Here is a 16,841-nt window from a genome sequence, read left to right on the forward strand (position 1 = left end):
AAGAAGATAATTATTAAGATGAAAGAGGGGTGAAATAAGTTGAAAGGATTTGTTGTTACATTTTTAAGTATTATAATTTTTTCACTAATGCTTTTTATTCCTGCACAAAATTCATTTGCAAATATCTTGCCTGGGGCTGTAAATACTGATGTAGAGATTATTCTAACACCTGATCATTGTTTCAATTGTCATCACGATTGGTATTGGTGGCATCATCACCATCACGAGTACTATTATGATCACTATTATGATAAGTGGCATCACTAGGCTCTTCTAGTTTCTTAAGCCTTTGAGGGCGGAAAATTTCGCCCTCATCTTTTTATTCAGTGACTTATAAATAAATTAAATGTTAATATATTTAAAAATAAAATTTTGAAGCGAGGGCGTTAAAATAACTGAAGAAAATCTAGAATCTTTAAAAAATCCCAATTTTAGATCCCCAAATCTGCATGAAATATTTAAGACTTTCTTGTATCTTGGGTTGACTGCATTTGGTGGTTTATTGATGATTGTAAATATAAATAAAAAGATTGTTAAAGAAAAACAGTGGTTTAGCGATAAAGAATTTATGGAAGGACTTGCTCTTTGTCAAACTATTCCTGGTGCTACTATAATTCAGCTTTGTAGTTATATTGGGCTAAAATTGTGCGGTATTCCCGGCGCAGCTGTAAGTCTTATTGGTTTTATGACGCCTTCATTTTTGTTTATTATCTTTTTTTCTTATTTTTATGTTGTTACAAAGGATTCAAATTTTACAAAGGAAATTTTTATGAATCTTCAAACTGTAATAGTAGCATTGATGATTCAAGCTACGTTTGTTATATCAAAGATGAATATCAAAAGCACTAGGTCTCTTTTTGTAGCTGTCATTGGAACTGTGCTGTTTTGGTTGAAATTTAGCTCATTTTTGACAATTTTTGTATCTGCCATTATAGGCTTTTTTCTCTTCAATGACATAAAAGAAAATTCAAAAAAAGAGAGTTTTTCAGAAAAAAAATATTTATTATTTAAAAATCTGAAATCAGCTTTAATTATGTTCTTGGTTTTAATTTCAGTGTTACTATTTTCCTCCTTCTACGACGAAAATCTTTATAATTTATCTTCTACATTTGCCAAAATAAGCATAGTATCTTTTGGAAGCGGTTATTCTGGAACTTCATTGATGTTTAAAGAAATAGTAGAAAAATATCACATGATATCTCCTCAAACATTTTTAGACGGTATGATATTTGGTAGGGTTACTCCTGGCCCTGGAATGGTTTCTGTGTTTATAGGCTTTGTAAAATTTGGCATGTTAGGAGCAGTAGTTGCAATGACGAGCATCTACTTGCCTGCTTTAATTGTTCTCGTTACTGTTGAGCCTATATTCAGCAGATTAAAAAATTTTTGGATATTTCAAAGGCTTATTTTGAGTATATTGAGCTCTTTTGTTGGCTTATTAATAAACGTTACTTTTACATTTGCGACCTTAATTAACTGGGATATTAAGCAGCTTGTTATATTAATGCTTTCCTTTACAGCGCTGACACTTAAGGTTAGCCCTTTGTGGGTAATTCTTGTTACTGCAATTGTTAGTATCGTGTTAAATGTTTTTATGATAATTCATATTTAGCTTATCTAAAGACTGAGTAGAGTACCCCTACTATTATTCTGTAAAAACCAAATGGTTTTAGATTGTTTGAAGATATAAATCTCAAAAAAGTCTTTACTGATATTATTGCAAATATGAGTGCAGTCAAAAAGCTCACTGCCATTGGCAAAAGATTAGGTCCTGTAATTGCTGAGTGGTCTTTTAAAAGTGCATATGATCCAGCTGCCAAAATTGTAGGAATAGCAAGCAAAAAAGAAAACTCTACAGCAGCCTTTCTTTCAATACCCAGTAGCATTGCACCAACAATTGTGGCTCCTGAACGTGATACTCCTGGTATGAATGCAAGGGTTTGGATAAACCCAATTGCTAGGGCCTGTTTGTAGCTGATGTTTGAAATATTTAATGTAGAAGGCTTAATTTTCTTATATTCAACGAGAAGTATGATTATGCCGCCGACAATTAATGAAAATACTGTTATAGTATCGTTGTATAAAAGAAAGTTTTTAACTAATTTATAAACGAGTAGCCCGATGATCCCCGTAGGTATAAAAGCTACTATTATCTTTTTTATAGTTTCGTGATCTACCAAAAGTCTTTTTGCATATAGAATCAATACTGCAATGACTGCGCCAAGCTGCATAATTATTTCATAAATCTTTATAAAATCAGACGAGGGAATTGATAAGAGTCTTCCAACAAGAGTAAGGTTTCCAGCAGCAGAAACCGGTAGAAATTCTAGCACGCCTTCGACAATGCCCAGTATGATAGCATGGATTAGATTCATTAGTTTTATTCTCCCTTACTTGAGAAATTGTTTTTATAATATTAAAAACACGTGATTAAATTTATATTAAAAACAGTTTATTGTCAAATTAGGTTTATAAGATGTGGTAAAAAATTATGCTAAGAACGTTTAAGACAAAATATTATATACTATATGTTTGTCATGGTGACTTTTAAATTTTTGAGGTGAAATGTGGATAAAAAAAATATTGAAATAAGAGCTTTTGCCCGGTTATACAAGGTTTTTAAAGATAGAGGATGGGATCAACCTTATATCTTAGATCTGGACAGAGAAATTGATGGGTATGAGCTCCTTAAAATCTTAAACCTTAGCGAAGATGATGTAGAGGCTATTTTTATAAATCACAATACCTGTGGCTTGAAGGAAAAGATTAGACCAGGTGATAGAGTAGGTCTTGTGCCACCTGGAACACCAGGTGTAGTAAGAACACTGCTTGGCATAAGAGGAGCAAAAAATTAAAAAAGTTTACATCATTCTTGTAAATTATAACAATTGGTATGATACTATTGAGTGTATTGAAAGCTTATTCAAGTTAAGCTACCCAAACTTTCAGATAATCGTAGTTGACAACCATTCGGTGAATGATTCTATTGAATGTCTAAAATTATGGGCTGAAGGAAGATTGGACGTTTGGGTAAATCCTGACAATCCCCTAAGAAGCCTTTCCTTTCCACCTGTATCAAAGCCAGTTAAATACACTCTCTACAAAGACACTGAGTTTGAAAGCATGAAAGATCTTAACGGCGATGGTTTGATCTTTATTCAATCAGGTTACAATGGAGGATTCTCTTTTGGCAACAATCTTGGCATTAAATATGCATTAAAAAAGGGCGATGCTGATTTTTTTTGGTTTTTGAATAATGACACTGTTGTGGATAGTAATGCTCTTAGTTGTGCTTTGAAAATATTTGATGATGACAATAAAATTGGCTTGGTAGGATCGAAAATAAAGTATTATCACCGTACAGATACTATTCAGGCACTATGCGGTTGCAACAAAATAATACCCTGGGACAACAAGTCTTTTAGATGGATAGCTTTCAACTCTAAAGACGCTCAAAATTTTAGAGAAGGCTTTGAAATTGAAGGTGCCTTATTTGGTGCAAGTATGCTGGCAAGGAAAGAATGCTTGAGTGATGCTGGGCTGTTTGATGAAAAATATTTTATGCAGGTTGAAGAATATGATTTTTGTTTTATGGTTAGAAGATGTGGTTGGAAGATTTTTTGTTGTTGTAAATCAATAATATATCATAAAGTTGGTGCAAGTACAGGCTATGGTACTATAAAGAGCTTTTTTGGAAGAAAGAGCTTAAGGAATAATTTTAAAAGATTTTTGCAAACTCCTTGTCTTCACTTGAGAAATAGATTTTATTTTACTAAAAAATTTTTCGGAACTTTTCATTTCTATTTATTTTTCATTATAAATTTTTATCTTGTATTAAGGCTGATACTTGGAATCATTGTCTATGACGATGAAAAATTTAAGAGAATTAGATTTCTATTAATAGCAGTTTTTGATGGAATCAGAGGGAAAATGGGAAAGCCAGAATGGATAAATTCATAGCAAGAAAAATCACATATCTAAACCCCACTTCTAAAATGACTCCTATAAAAAGATTTGTTGATTTTTTTGGGTATAGATTTTTTTGTAAAAACAAAGACAATCTTGATAATCTGGATATTAATAACTTTAGGTCTATCTGTATTGTTCAAATGGGACACATTGGTGACTTTTTGCTAAGTACGCCAATGATCAGCGAGATTAGAAAAAATTTTAATGGTAAGATTGTTCTTGCTATTAACAAGAATACCCTTGAGCTTGCGTCAAATTTAAAAGGAACAGATGAAGTAATCATTTTAGAACATCCAAGAAAAATTTATTCAAGGTCAAATAATAACTCTATTCTTTCTGCTATAAAATCATTTTCAAAAATAGATGTTGATATAGTTCTTGAGGTAAGAGGAGACATAAATATTATCCCGTTTATAAGCCTTTTTTCAAAATACAAATACTTAGTAGGTTTCAATGTGGGCGGCGCAGGATTTTTGCTTGACAAAGTGCTCGAATATCCTTATGGAGAACATATTACCGAGACCTACAACAAGTTTTTAAACTTTTTCAAAATTAAAATTCCTGAAGTTAAAAAGTTAGATAGCTATTATGATTTGAAAGCTCCCAATCCTATTAAAGAAGATAAATATATAGTAATTGCTGTGGGTCAAACTGGTGCTCGCTCTAAAGATTGGGATATTAACAATTTCATAAAGCTAATTAATATGTTTTTAAATGAAAGATATACTGTCGTATTAGTTGGCAAAATTACGCCAGATGAATCAAAAGAGTATAATAGGCTTGACAATAAAAAACTTATAAATCTAACAAATAAAACTTCTTTGATGGAACTCTTTTCTATAATAAAAAGTGCAAACTTGTTTATAGGTTTGGATAGCGGTCCCACTCATGCTGCTGCAATGTTAGGCGTAAGAACTCTTGCACTATATAGTGGAGTGGTTGATTTTAATGTATTTAGGCCAATTGAATTTTTTGGAAATGTTAGTATTATTAAGATCGACGTAGAATGTGAGAAATGCTATAAAACTAATTGTGAAAACAATATTTGTATGAAGATGATAACGCCTGAAATGGTCTTCGATAGATCGATAGAATTAATCAGAGGAAGATTATCTAATGAATAAAAGAATTTTAATAATTTCAGCCAGAAATTTTGGCGATGCTATAATCTCTACTTCTCTGATAAACTCTTTTGGGAATAATTTTTCTGATTATAAGATTGACCTCTTGACTAGATATGATTTTAAAGAGATTTTTGAAAAGAATCCTTATGTAAATGAAATATATTATTCCAATTTTCCTATGGGCACGAATAAAAACTTTAACTTTAAAGAACTTTTTAGACTTATTAAGATTATAAACCTTTTGTCTAAGAATGAATATGATTTCGTTTTAAATAACATTGGTGACATAAGAGAGAACTTGCTTGGTAAATTAGTTAGGTCAAAATTTAATATATCAATTAAATTTGATGAATCGCATCCATTTAGAAATCTGATTAGATTAAATAATTGCTTGTTTACTGATAAGTGTATCAGCATACCCGCTGAGGTTAAAAATATTTATGATATTCAAGATTTTATTTTATCAAAGCTAGGATGTACTAAAATTTTGCCTCCAGAGATATATATAAATGGCAAAGATAAAGAAACAAATAAAATAATTGGCATTCATCCAATGGCTAGTCAGGATTGTAAATTATGGGATTTTCATAAGTGGGAAAAATTAATAAATATCTTAAAAAGCGATTATACAATTTGGATTTTTGGTTCGAATAATGAATTTTCTTTACTTAATAAAGTTTTTAAGGCTGCTGTCGATGAAAAAAGAGTTTTTATTAAGACAACCCCATTAGATGAATTTTTTTTAAATCTTTCTAAATGCTCTCTCTTAATAGGTCTTGACAGCTTCTCTATTCATGCTGCAAACGCCCTTGGAGTTATGAGTATCATGATAAGTGGGGCAAATGACTGGGAAATATGGAAACCAAAAAACTGCTATGTTATTTCAAAAGGCAGGTCTGTTTGCAAATTTTATCCGTGTTTCAATAAACCGAAATGTCTAAATACATCAGATGAGTATATATGTATGAAGTCTATCGAAGTCGATGAAGTTCTAAACCTGGTTAATAAAACACTATGCTAAGCGTGATCATTCCGACATATAATGCTGAAAAGTATCTGGAAAGATTTTTTCAGAGTTTAATTGAAAATCTAAAAAAATGTGATGTGAAATCAGAAATTATAGTAATTGATTCTTCTTCCACTGACAATACTGTTAAGTTAGCTAAAGAATTTAAGGCTTTAGTTTATGTAATTCCAAAAAAAGAATTTGATCATGGCGGCACGCGTTCATATGCAGCCAAAATAGCGGCTGGCGATATTTTAATATTTTTTACACAGGACGCTCTGTTGTTTGATGAGCTTTCACTATCTAACTTGATATCGCATTTCCAAGATAGAGATGTTGGCGCTGTTTATGGCAGGCAAATCTGCTATAAAAACACCAACCCTTTTGGAAGACATCTAAGATTATTTAACTATCCTGAAGAGTTTTTAGTTAAGGAATATAAAGACAAGTCTAAATACGGCATAAAAACAGCTTTTATGTCTAATTCTTTTTGTGGATATAGAAAGACTGCTCTTGATAAGATAGGCTATTTCAAAGAAAGCCTTATAATGGGAGAGGATACCTACGCTGGCGCACTGCTTTTGAAGGCTGGGTATAAGATAGTTTATGAGCCAAAGGCAATAGTGTTTCACTCCCATAACTACACTGTATTTGAAGAGTTTAGAAGATATTTCGATATCGGTGTCTTTCACAATTCTGAAAGGTGGCTTTTGGAAGAGTTTGGCAGCGCGCAGGGAGAGGGCAAAAGATATATAAAGTCAGAGCTAAATTTCTTAATCAAAAATAGGCTATATAAATACTTGCCTGAATATATTGTAAGAAATCTTTTAAAGTATACTGGTTATAAGCTTGGCATTAACTATAAGATATTGCCAAAATTTCTAATTAAGAAATTCAGCATGCACAAGGGTTGGTGGAATAAAAAAGATGAATAAACTTATTTTCAAAATGATCATGAAAGAACAGTGGTAGATTTGTTAAACTTATTTTCTATTAGAAATATATTTAATAGCCAAGAGAAGAAACGACTGGTTAGTAATTTTTTCTCTCTTTCTATATTGCAGGTTGCAAATTATCTTTTCCCACTGATTACCCTTCCTTATCTTGTAAGAGTGCTTGGACCCTCACACTATGGACTTGTAGCATTCGCACAAGCTTTCATTGGATACTTTCAAATATTAACTAACTACGGATTCAACCTCTCTGCTACTAGAGAAATTTCAATAAATAGAGAAAGTTCTCAAAAGGTTTCAGAAATATTTAGCTCTGTTATTACTATTCAAATCCTACTGGCTATTTTATCCTTTATGATAATGGCTCTTGTTGTACTTAGCTTTGCAAAGTTTAGAGATGACTTGCTGCTTTATATCTTTACATTTGGTATGGTGGTAGGAAATGTATTATTTCCAGTTTGGTTTTTCCAGGGAATAGAGAGAATGAAATATATCACTTTGTTAAGCGTTCTAGCACGACTAATCTTTACTATTGCAATTTTCGTATTCATTCATGAAGAATCTGATTATATTTATGTGCCACTGATAAATTCGATAGGCATGGTGCTATCTGGTACGGTAGGTTTGTGGTTAATTTTTAACAGATTTGATGTAAAATTTATAATGCCAGATATAGAGAGCATAAAATATCATCTAAATGAAGGATGGCATATATTTATATCTACTGTAGCTATAAGTTTGTATACAATTTCAAACACTTTTATTCTAGGCTTATTTGCGAGTTCAGAAATTGTGGGATATTATTCTGCAGCTGAGAAGATTATAAGAGCTGTTCAAGGGCTAATGAATCCAATATTTCAAGCATCTTATCCTTATATAAGTAAATTGTCATTAAATTCTAAAGAATTAACTATAGTATTTATTAAAAAACTTCTCATTTTGTTTGGTATAACCTCTTTTCTCTTTTCTCTAATTAATTTCATATTTTCAAATATTATTATAACTTTAATTTTTGGTAAAGATTACCAAAATTCAATTTCAGTTTTTAGAATTTTGTCTTTTTTGCCATTCATTATAACTTTAGGCACCATTTTAGGTACTTTAACAATGGTGAATTTTGGATACAAAAAAATATTTACACAAATAATTATGATAGGCTCAATTATAAACATATTTTTGTCTTTGATCCTTGTTCCAATTTTTAAAGATGTTGGAACAGCTTACTCAGTAGTAATAACTGAAATATTTATTACATTAGCTGATTTTATTTATTTATTTAAAAATGAAAAACAGATATTTATATAAGGTTTTTAAATTATGAATGAACCTCTTGTAAGTATTATAATGCCAACGTTTAACAGAAAGGATGTGGTAACAAGAGCAATAAATTCAGTTTTAAAGCAAACGTATTCTAATATTGAGTTTATAATAATTGATGATTTTTCAGAAGATGGCACTGAAGATTTGATTCGTAATTTTATAACTAACAATAAAAACATAATCTATTTAAAAAATAAAAGTAACAAAGGACCTTCAATTTCTAGAAACATTGGTGTTGAAGTTGCAAAAGGAGATTTCATAACCTTTATTGATGATGATATAGAATATTTACCACAAAAAGTTGAAAAAACTATTAATTTATTTATGCTAAGTAATGAGGATGATTTTGTTATTTACACAAATTTTTATAAAATTAAAAATAATGAAAAAAAATTGTTTTTACCATTAAATGTTAGAAAAGAAGGTTGTATATATAAAAACTTATTAAAAGGTAATTTTGTTGATACATCTGGATTAACAATACCAAGAACTTGTCTACTTAAACCACTTTTTGCTGAAAATTTAAGGATGCTTGAAGATTGGGAATTAGCATTAAAATTATCACAAAAGTATAAATTTAAATACATAAATGAACCATTATATTACTATTATGATAGTCCTAATAGTATTAACAAACAAACTGGTATTTATTCTATACAAGCGTTAAGTTATATTACAGATTCTTATGGTAAGGATATGACAAATAAAACTCTATCGCAGTTATATTATATTTTGGGCAAACAATATGCTTGGATTTCAAATAAAGCATTAAGCAAAGAATATATTATTTTAGCTATAAAAAAACATAAGTTGAAAATTGAATATTGGATTTTCTTGTTAATGGTTATTGTATTCTCTCCAGAAGTACTTAATAGGATTAGAAGTATTAAAAAATTTTTTTCCAGCTTTTGGTATTCATATATTCATATAAGATTTAGAAAAATATTTATAAAAGTTAAATAGCCAATTTATTTTTTTAACTCCTTTTTATTGAGATTTTGCGTTAAGCTTTTTTTGATAAAGAGGAATTAAAAAGAGATTTATCTACTTCTCACACTCCTACAAATAAAAATTTGTTACCTTTTTGATAGATTATTCGTAATCCTAATTAAGGATTAGGTTCGATTTTCAATTAATCTAATTAATTTAGCAAAGGGTGAGCTAAAAATTAATACTAAATATAAACTTCCGAATTTTTTAATTGTAGGTGCACCAAAAGCAGGAACAACTAGCTTGTATCATTATCTCTCAAAGCACCCCCAGGTCTTTATGAGCAAGGTTAAGGAACCTAAGTTCTTTTCTTATATATCTGGGCACAGAAATTTTAATGGGCCAGGCGATTCTGAAGGGGAAAGGGATATTATAAAGACATTTGAGGAATACAAGAGGTTGTTTTTGAATTCTAATGGATCAAAAATTTTGGGTGAATGCAGTGTGGACAGTTTATATTATTACGAATCTGTGATACCAAAAATTAAAGAACATTTAGGTAAAGAGGTTAAGATTTTTATTATCCTCAGAAATCCAATTGATAGAGCCTATTCTTCATATATTTATCATCTTAGAGATGGAAGAGAGAATTTGTCTTTTGAGAACGCACTAAATGAAGAGGAAAAAAGAATAAAAGATAATTGGGAATTTATGTGGCACTATAAGTCAGTTGGTTTGTATTTCAATCAAGTAAGTGCATATCTTGAAAATTTTAAGAACACAAAGGTTTGTTTATTTGAGGATCTTAAAATAAATCCTCATTGTCTGATGAAAGAACTTTTTAATTTCTTAGACGTAGATTCAGAATTTGTTCCAGACGATCTCGAGACAAAATATAACGAATCAGGAATCCCAAGACACAGATCTCTGTACAACTTTTTAAATAAGCCAAATCCTTTTAAATCTGTAATCAAGAATTTTCTTCCGAAAAACTTTAGAATTAAGCTTAAGAATAAATTTATGCACAAGCTTCTTGTTAAAGCCGAAAGGATGAACGCTGATACAAGAAAATATTTAATAGATTTTTACAAAGAAGACATAATAAGACTTCAAAAGTTGATAGATAGGGACTTGTCAAGATGGTTAACTTGAAATTTGTTATCTAATTTTCTGACTTGTCCCTCGATTAATTGTGGGCTTTTTTGTTAACTAAGTTTAAAATAAGTCTTCTTTTAACACTAAATGTATTAAGATCATTTTTTATAGTCAAATAAGTCTTCTAACCAAATAAGTTTCATTCTATAATTAAAATAATATGCTATTAAGAATTCTTTTGTCCACAATAAAAATAAATTTAAGGCAAATTTTGAGAGTATTTATTATGAGTTCAGGCATTGCGCTGTGTATTTTGGTTATTACTTTAGTTACTTCTATCAGCCTTGGTGCAAAAGAACAGGTAAACGACCTTCTTCAAAAATTCGGTCCAAAATCAATTGTAATTCTTGCAGGAGGAAAAAGACAACCGGGGCAGCCCTTTGAGAAATCTACTACGCTTACACTAAAGGATGTAGAAACAATAAGATCTCAGATCAATGGTATTGAGTCAATATCGCCAGCTTTCAATAGCACAATGAATGCCAAGTATAAAGATCAAAATATTGATACTACAGTTTCAGGTTCCAATGCATCCTGGCCCGACACTTGGGATTGGAACGTTATAGAGGGAAGGTTTTTCACTCACAATGAAGATTTTCATGTGAGAAGAGTAGCTGTATTAGGACAGACAGTTGTTAAAGATTTATTTTTGGGTGAAAATCCTATAGGAAAGACTATTAGGATAGAAAACACGCCCTTTGTAGTTATTGGAGTATTAAGCCCGGAGGGCACATCTCCTCATGGCAATGACAGAGACAATAGAATAATCATTCCATTGAACACAATGTTAAAGAGGATGGTAAATGAAACCTATCTTTCTTCAATTAGGATAAAATTTGAAAAACAATCATATATAGCTTCTTCGGTTCCTGAAATTAGCAATATTTTAAGACGTAACCACAAAATTTTTAATGGACTTCCTGATGATTTTACTATTGTTACTCCTGATCAAATAATTAAATTCTTAAATAATATTAACTTAACTATGAATATCTTTTTGGTTGCTGCAATTTTGATATCTTTGATTATAGGTTCTGTTGTCGTATCGAACATTATGCAGGCATCTATATCTGAGAGAGAAAAGGAAATTGCTCTTAGAAGGGCGTTTGGAGCTACTAGATTTCAAATTACAATACAGGTTTTTCTTGAAATATTTGTAATAAGTTTAGTTGGTGCCTTTTTTGGCACAATATTTGGAACTATTTGTTCAGTTGTTTTGCATAAATTTACTGGTATACCTACTTCTATAAGCTTATTGCTTTTTTTGATTGCCTTTTGTTTTGCTACTTTGATTGCACTGGTCTCGGGTATTAGACCAGCCTTGAAGGCTAGCTCATTTGACCCTGCAATTATCTTGCAGAGATAAATTTATGCTTTATCACATATTTGACAATACTCTTAAAAAGTTGTAAAACTCAATTAGAGGTGAGATTGATGATACCAAAAAACGTTTTAAGTGAATTGGAACATATAGTCGGAAAAGAAAATGTTCTTACTGATTATGCTGATATTTTTGTATATTCTTATGATGCAACTCAACTACATAAAGTACCAGATGTAGTAGTAATTGTATCTAATTCGAATCAGGTTTCAAGAGTTATAAAAATAGCAAGGGAAAACAACATTAATATATATCCAAGGGGTTCAGGCACAAGTATTAGTGGAGGCCCAATACCTGCTGAGGGTGGAATAGTACTTGAATTAGGCAGAATGAATAAAATTCTAGATATAGATACAGAGAATATGATAGCTATTGTTGAGCCAGGAGTAGTAGCTGCAGTCTTAGATGCTGAGGTAGCAAAAAAAGGTTTGTTCTATCCTCCAGATCCAGGTAGCCTTTCTGTGGCTACAATTGGCGGTTGTGTGGCAGAGGGAGCAGGAGGCTTAAGAGGATTAAAATATGGAACTACAAAAAATTATGTAATAGGTTTGGAGGTTGTTCTACCTAGCTCAGAGATAATCCAGACAGGCGGTCTCTCGCTTAGAGGCTCTCCTGGGTTTGACCTGACTCATCTTTTTGTATGTTCAGAGGGCACGCTCGGAATTATCACAAAGATAATGCTAAAACTAATTTATCCTCCAAAAAAGATAAAGACTATGCTTGTGATGTTCGATGAGATTGAATCAGCTGGTCTTGCAGTGGCCAGAATTGTTGAAAACAAGGTTATACCGTCTACTTTGGAATTGTTAGATAAGGTATCTATAAACGCAATTGAAGACTTTAACAGGGTTGGTTTGCCAAGAGATATTGAAGCGCTCTTATTGATTGAAGTTGACGGTGAGCCAGAAGATGTTGAAAAATCAGCCAAAATTGTTGAAGATGTATGTTCTACTACTGGTGCTAGGTCTATAGAGGTTGCAAAAGATGAGAACGAAAGAAAGAGACTAACGCAGGCAAGAAGATCCTTGTTCCCTGTTTTGGCAAGACTTAAGCCCACTGCGATTACTGAGGACGCTACAGTCCCTAGAAGTAAAGTTCCTCTTATGGTGAAAAGAATTCATGAAATTAAAGAGAAATATAACCTTCTTGTAGGCAGTTGCGGTCATGTTGGAGATGGTAATATGCACCCAATTTTCCTTACGGACAAGAGAGATAAAGCAGAAATGGAAAAGGTAGAAAAAGCAGTTAGCGAAATTTTTGATTACTGCATAGAACTTGGTGGGACTCTTACAGGAGAACATGGAATAGGTGTTGTGAAGGCAAAGTTTATGGAAAGGGAATTTAAAAAGGAGGGAATAAAATTTTTTTCTGATATTAAGAGAGCAATTGACCCACAAAATATAATGAATCCAAACAAGATAATTATGACTAAAGAAATAAAAGTTGATTACGTGTGAAAAGATTGACGCAAAAAAGGAAAAGCCATCTGATAAAATAGATTGCTAAAGTTCTAGTTGAAGATTTTTATAATTTTATATATTTCCTGTTTTCACCTCTCCTTGTCGTGCAGATATCTGTGAAGAAGATAATATATATCTGTAAGGAAGCTTGCTGTTATATGCGCTTTGATTTTTCCCTCTGCAGCCATAATAAATATTTTTTGTGCATCTTCAGCGAAAGGAGAGCGGGAAAGCATAACGTCCAATATGACGTTGGTATCAATTAATACGTTCATGACGGCTCAAACGCTCCACTCTTGTCTACTCCAAAGAGGCGTCAGCAGGCATTATACCAAACAATGATTTTGCTACTTTAACTTTATCATGTTTTGTATTTGTAAGTTTGGCAATGGCTTTACCGTTTTTTGTAATGTATATATCCTCTTTGGAGGCAAGTTCCAAATACTTGCCAATATTGTTCTTAAGTTCGGTTGCCGTTATTCGCATAGCGATACATCCCTGTACAAAAATATTTTTTCAACCATCCATTATTATTGGATAAAAATAGCATTAAATTGTCTAAGATTATTGGACAATTTTATTTTTTACAAGCGCAAAATATATTTGTTAAAAATATCAGTGAAATGTATACTAATGCACCATTTATTTAAGAATATAAGTTAGGCAATGTTGCAAAAAATTTATGATCTATTAACGTTTTGTCTTGATATCATCCAGTTTGGGTAGATTTCCTTAACTGCACTTACTTCTGAGAGCATATCAATTTCATTTTTAGTAAGTTTTAGATCCGCTGATTTTATGTTATCTTCTAACTGATTCATTTTATTTGCACCTATAATAACCGATGTTACTCCTCTTTGGTGCAAGAGCCACGCAAGAGCTACTTGTGCAGGGGATACGCTTCTTTCTTTGGCGATTCCAAGTAAAACATCTATAGTGTCATAAGCTTTTTCTTCATTGATCGGCGGGAAGTTAAATGTGCTACGTCTTGCTCCCTGTGGTTTTGGATTGTCCCTGGTATATTTTCCTGACAAAAATCCTCCTGATAGAGGTGACCAGGTCATAAGTGCAAGACTCTCTTCTATACAAAGTGGCAAGAGCTCATGTTCAAGGTCTCTACCCAGAAGCGAATAGTACGCTTGCAGGCTGACAAATGAAGAAAGATTCTTTAATTGTGAAATTGCCAGCGCCTTCATAATGTGTCTTGAAGCTAAATTAGAGCAGCCAATATAGATTACCTTGCCTTGTTTTACTAAGATATCCAATGCTTCAAGCGTTTCCAATAGTGAGGTAATTAGATCTACACCGTGAATCTGATATAAGTCAATATAATCAGTTCCCAGCCTTTTTAAACTATTGTTGCATGCCTCTATTATGTGCTTTTTTGATAGACCTACATTGTTTAAGTCGCCTGTTCCATGTAATGCTTCCTTGCTCATAGCGCCCTTAACTTTGGTTGCGATTATTACCTTTTCTCTATTTACCGAGAGGTTTTTCAAGGACTTGCCAAGGATAATTTCAGATTCACCATACGAATACACATCAGCAGTATCTATAAAATTTATTCCCGCTTCAAGAGCTTTTGCAACCATCTGGTCTGCTAAATTTTGATCTACTGCGCCGATATTATAGAAGTTTGATCCAAAAGTCATTGTTCCAAGACATAGGGATGAAACTTTTAGTCCTGTTTTCCCAAAAATTCTGTATTCCATAAGTAATCCTCCAATTTGAAACATATTTTTTATTAAGTTTATTTTATCACTAAACTATAAATTGTTATTATAAAAATACTTGATTAATTTAATATGATATTGTTTATATGTAGGACTTAATCAAAAACTCCAAATAATGTAAAAACTAATAATAGTCTTAGAATTATCCTTAATGACAAAAAAATTGTTATACTTAAAAAATAACAAATAAAAATTTATTCAGGAGGAGTAAAAATGGCAAGTCAAATTGTTTTTGTAAATGAATTTACAAATGGCATATTAGATCCTAAAGATTCGATGTTGGGTCCTGTACAAAATGGCGGATATATAATTGCAAATACTGCTCCTGGTTGCTGGGGTCCTATGATTACTCCTGCTATTCGCGGTGGTCATGAAGTTACAAAGCCAGTTTACGTAGAGGGAGCAAAGGTTGGTGATAGTATCATAATAAGGATTCATTCAATTAAAGTTACATCGATTATTACTTCTTCAGGTAACGAGAGAGTTATTGATGGAAGATTCTTGGGTGATCCATTTGTAGCAGGAAGGTGTCCAAAATGCGGTACTTTGTATCCTGAAACTATTATTGATGGAATAGGAAAAGATGCTATTAAGTGTAAAATCTGTAATGAAAGCGTAGCGCCATTTGAATTTACAAATGGATACACAATAGTGTTTGATGAAAATTATAAAATGGGAATTACATTAAACAAATCAATGGCTGAAAACGTAGCAAAGAATGCAAAAAAGTATATGAAAATACCAGATAATTCTATTCAGAATCCAATAGCAATTTTTGCTCAAGCTGACATTGTAGGATTAACCGCACGCCTTAGACCCTTTATGGGACAGCTTGGAACGCTTCCCGGCATTGTAATGCCCGATTCTCATAATGCTGGAGATTTTGGGCAGTTTTTGATAGATGCTCCTCATGAATATGCTATAAGGAAAGAACAATTGTCTTTAAGAACTGATGGACATATGGATGTAAATAAAGTAAGAGAAGGCGCAATTGTTATAGCTCCAGTAAAGGTTGATGGTGCAGGAGTTTATTTGGGCGATATGCACGCTATGCAGGGTGATGGTGAGATAGCTGGCCATACTACTGATGTAGCAGGAATAGTTATTGTGCAGGTTGAAGTATTGAAAAATTTAGAGCTTGAGGGTCCTATTATCTTGCCAAATGCTGAAGATTTGCCATATCTAGCAAGGCCTTTTTCATGCGAAGAAAAGGAGATTGCGAAAAAATTAGCTGATATTTGGGAAGTAACTGAAGTCGAAGAGTCTTTGCCAGTTTCGTTTGTTGGAAGCGGAGCCAACATTAATGATGCTACAAATAATGCTTTGCAAAGAGCTTCCAAACTTTTAGGTATCTCTATACCAGAAGTAAAAAATAGAGCAACAATAACAGGTGCTATTGAAATAGGTAGACTTCCAGGAACAGTTACAGCAACTTTCTTAGTACCTGTTAATTTGCTAAAAAAGGTGAATTTATACGATATTGTAGCGAAAAAATATAAAATTTAAGAGCCTTTTTTATTTAGTACGAGAAGTTTTATTACTAAAACTATTTCAGTGAATCTTTAAAAAAATGAAAAACAATAATTAGTGGAAAACATCTAAAAATATTGCTAAAACTGCATAAAGAGTTGTTATTTGTAGGTGCTTAATTATTGTTTTTATTCTATGTTGAAAGATAAAATTAGTAAAACTTTTTTAGAATATTAAAGTAAAAAATGAAATTTATATAAAATTGCAGAATATTAGTTTAATCTTAGAGCATTTAAAGCTGTTTTGAATACTCTCAAGGGTCAACAACAATTTCGTTTAA

Annotated in this window: 17 protein-coding genes; 13 read left to right on the forward strand and 4 right to left on the reverse strand. The window is 31.8% G+C overall.

Annotation, left to right across the window (positions count from 1 at the left end; translation table 11 throughout):
- Positions 1-39 precede the first annotated feature (39 nt).
- Both THENA_RS04310 and chrA read left to right on the forward strand, forming a co-directional pair.
- The gene (locus THENA_RS04310; RefSeq protein WP_013756198.1) at positions 40-267 is read left to right on the forward strand and encodes a hypothetical protein; all 228 of its coding nucleotides are present in this window, start codon (positions 40-42) and stop codon (positions 265-267) included.
- A gap of 187 nt (positions 268-454) precedes the next feature.
- Entirely contained in the window at positions 455-1,612 is a 1,158-nt protein-coding gene (gene chrA, locus THENA_RS04315) for a chromate efflux transporter (protein WP_281054585.1), read from the forward strand.
- A 1-nt stretch (position 1,613) separates the two neighbouring features.
- On the opposite strand, the gene uppP is transcribed toward chrA, so the two are convergent.
- Complete coding sequence (uppP, locus tag THENA_RS04320; RefSeq protein ID WP_013756200.1) at positions 1,614-2,375, reverse strand: undecaprenyl-diphosphatase UppP; 762 nt, start codon at positions 2,373-2,375, stop codon at positions 1,614-1,616.
- Between the two features lie 192 nt (positions 2,376-2,567).
- On the opposite strand from uppP, the gene THENA_RS04325 reads away from it, so the two are divergent.
- The 10 genes from THENA_RS04325 (at position 2,568) to THENA_RS04370 (ending at position 13,295) form a co-directional block, all read left to right on the forward strand.
- Positions 2,568-2,855 carry a thiamine biosynthesis protein ThiS gene (locus tag THENA_RS04325; RefSeq protein ID WP_013756201.1) on the forward strand — a complete coding sequence of 96 codons (288 nt, stop codon included), beginning with the start codon at positions 2,568-2,570 and terminating at the stop codon, positions 2,853-2,855.
- 13 nt (positions 2,856-2,868) lie between these two features.
- Positions 2,869-3,960 carry a glycosyltransferase family 2 protein gene (locus tag THENA_RS04330; RefSeq protein WP_407635121.1) on the forward strand — a complete coding sequence of 364 codons (1,092 nt, stop codon included), beginning with the start codon at positions 2,869-2,871 and terminating at the stop codon, positions 3,958-3,960.
- On the forward strand, positions 3,945-5,093 hold the full coding sequence (locus THENA_RS04335; protein WP_013756203.1) for a glycosyltransferase family 9 protein: 1,149 nt from the start codon (positions 3,945-3,947) through the stop codon (positions 5,091-5,093). Before THENA_RS04330 ends, THENA_RS04335 begins: the two co-directional genes overlap by 16 nt.
- Entirely contained in the window at positions 5,086-6,114 is a 1,029-nt protein-coding gene (locus THENA_RS04340; protein WP_013756204.1) for a glycosyltransferase family 9 protein, read from the forward strand. The genes THENA_RS04335 and THENA_RS04340 overlap by 8 nt, the downstream gene beginning before the upstream one ends.
- Positions 6,108-7,034, forward strand: coding sequence for a glycosyltransferase (locus THENA_RS04345; RefSeq protein ID WP_013756205.1), 927 nt, complete (start codon positions 6,108-6,110; stop codon positions 7,032-7,034). The genes THENA_RS04340 and THENA_RS04345 overlap by 7 nt, the downstream gene beginning before the upstream one ends.
- Positions 7,035-7,064: 30 nt before the next feature.
- Positions 7,065-8,357 carry a flippase gene (locus THENA_RS04350; RefSeq protein ID WP_013756206.1) on the forward strand — a complete coding sequence of 431 codons (1,293 nt, stop codon included), beginning with the start codon at positions 7,065-7,067 and terminating at the stop codon, positions 8,355-8,357.
- Between the two features lie 39 nt (positions 8,358-8,396).
- The gene (locus THENA_RS04355; protein ID WP_281054586.1) at positions 8,397-9,335 is read left to right on the forward strand and encodes a glycosyltransferase family 2 protein; all 939 of its coding nucleotides are present in this window, start codon (positions 8,397-8,399) and stop codon (positions 9,333-9,335) included.
- A 237-nt stretch (positions 9,336-9,572) separates the two neighbouring features.
- The gene (locus THENA_RS04360) at positions 9,573-10,454 is read left to right on the forward strand and encodes a sulfotransferase domain-containing protein (protein ID WP_407635122.1); all 882 of its coding nucleotides are present in this window, start codon (positions 9,573-9,575) and stop codon (positions 10,452-10,454) included.
- 214 nt (positions 10,455-10,668) lie between these two features.
- Complete coding sequence (locus THENA_RS04365) at positions 10,669-11,823, forward strand: ABC transporter permease (RefSeq protein ID WP_245523254.1); 1,155 nt, start codon at positions 10,669-10,671, stop codon at positions 11,821-11,823.
- 68 nt (positions 11,824-11,891) lie between these two features.
- Entirely contained in the window at positions 11,892-13,295 is a 1,404-nt protein-coding gene (locus THENA_RS04370) for an FAD-binding oxidoreductase (protein ID WP_013756210.1), read from the forward strand.
- 92 nt (positions 13,296-13,387) lie between these two features.
- Here the strand turns inward: THENA_RS04370 and THENA_RS04375 are convergent, their stop codons facing one another.
- From THENA_RS04375 to THENA_RS04385, 3 genes are all read right to left on the reverse strand, one after another.
- Positions 13,388-13,573: a PIN domain-containing protein gene (locus THENA_RS04375; RefSeq protein ID WP_013756211.1), complete on the reverse strand. Its 186-nt coding sequence runs from the start codon at positions 13,571-13,573 to the stop codon at positions 13,388-13,390.
- A 25-nt stretch (positions 13,574-13,598) separates the two neighbouring features.
- On the reverse strand, positions 13,599-13,784 hold the full coding sequence (locus tag THENA_RS04380) for a type II toxin-antitoxin system Phd/YefM family antitoxin (protein WP_013756212.1): 186 nt from the start codon (positions 13,782-13,784) through the stop codon (positions 13,599-13,601).
- A 194-nt stretch (positions 13,785-13,978) separates the two neighbouring features.
- Positions 13,979-15,010, reverse strand: coding sequence for an aldo/keto reductase (locus THENA_RS04385; protein WP_013756213.1), 1,032 nt, complete (start codon positions 15,008-15,010; stop codon positions 13,979-13,981).
- A gap of 234 nt (positions 15,011-15,244) precedes the next feature.
- Here THENA_RS04385 and THENA_RS04390 point away from each other — a divergent pair, with 234 nt between their 5' ends.
- Positions 15,245-16,537: an acetamidase/formamidase family protein gene (locus THENA_RS04390; RefSeq protein WP_013756214.1), complete on the forward strand. Its 1,293-nt coding sequence runs from the start codon at positions 15,245-15,247 to the stop codon at positions 16,535-16,537.
- Positions 16,538-16,841 lie beyond the last annotated feature (304 nt).

The organism is Thermodesulfobium narugense DSM 14796, from assembly GCF_000212395.1.
In the GTDB taxonomy this organism is placed as follows: domain Bacteria; phylum Thermodesulfobiota; class Thermodesulfobiia; order Thermodesulfobiales; family Thermodesulfobiaceae; genus Thermodesulfobium; species Thermodesulfobium narugense.

Bases quoted from the DNA above. Each gene is read 5' to 3' on its own strand.
- uppP (WP_013756200.1), bottom strand. From the start codon at position 2,375: ATGAATCTAATCCATGCTATCATACTGGGCATTGTCGAAGGCGTGCTA.
- THENA_RS04335 (WP_013756203.1), top strand. From the start codon at position 3,945: ATGGATAAATTCATAGCAAGAAAAATCACATATCTAAACCCCACTTCT.
- THENA_RS04340 (WP_013756204.1), top strand. From the start codon at position 5,086: ATGAATAAAAGAATTTTAATAATTTCAGCCAGAAATTTTGGCGATGCT.
- THENA_RS04345 (WP_013756205.1), top strand. From the start codon at position 6,108: ATGCTAAGCGTGATCATTCCGACATATAATGCTGAAAAGTATCTGGAA.
- THENA_RS04355 (WP_281054586.1), top strand. From the start codon at position 8,397: ATGCCAACGTTTAACAGAAAGGATGTGGTAACAAGAGCAATAAATTCA.
- THENA_RS04370 (WP_013756210.1), top strand. From the start codon at position 11,892: ATGATACCAAAAAACGTTTTAAGTGAATTGGAACATATAGTCGGAAAA.
- THENA_RS04375 (WP_013756211.1), bottom strand. From the start codon at position 13,573: ATGAACGTATTAATTGATACCAACGTCATATTGGACGTTATGCTTTCC.
- THENA_RS04380 (WP_013756212.1), bottom strand. From the start codon at position 13,784: ATGCGAATAACGGCAACCGAACTTAAGAACAATATTGGCAAGTATTTG.
- THENA_RS04385 (WP_013756213.1), bottom strand. From the start codon at position 15,010: ATGGAATACAGAATTTTTGGGAAAACAGGACTAAAAGTTTCATCCCTA.
- THENA_RS04390 (WP_013756214.1), top strand. From the start codon at position 15,245: ATGGCAAGTCAAATTGTTTTTGTAAATGAATTTACAAATGGCATATTA.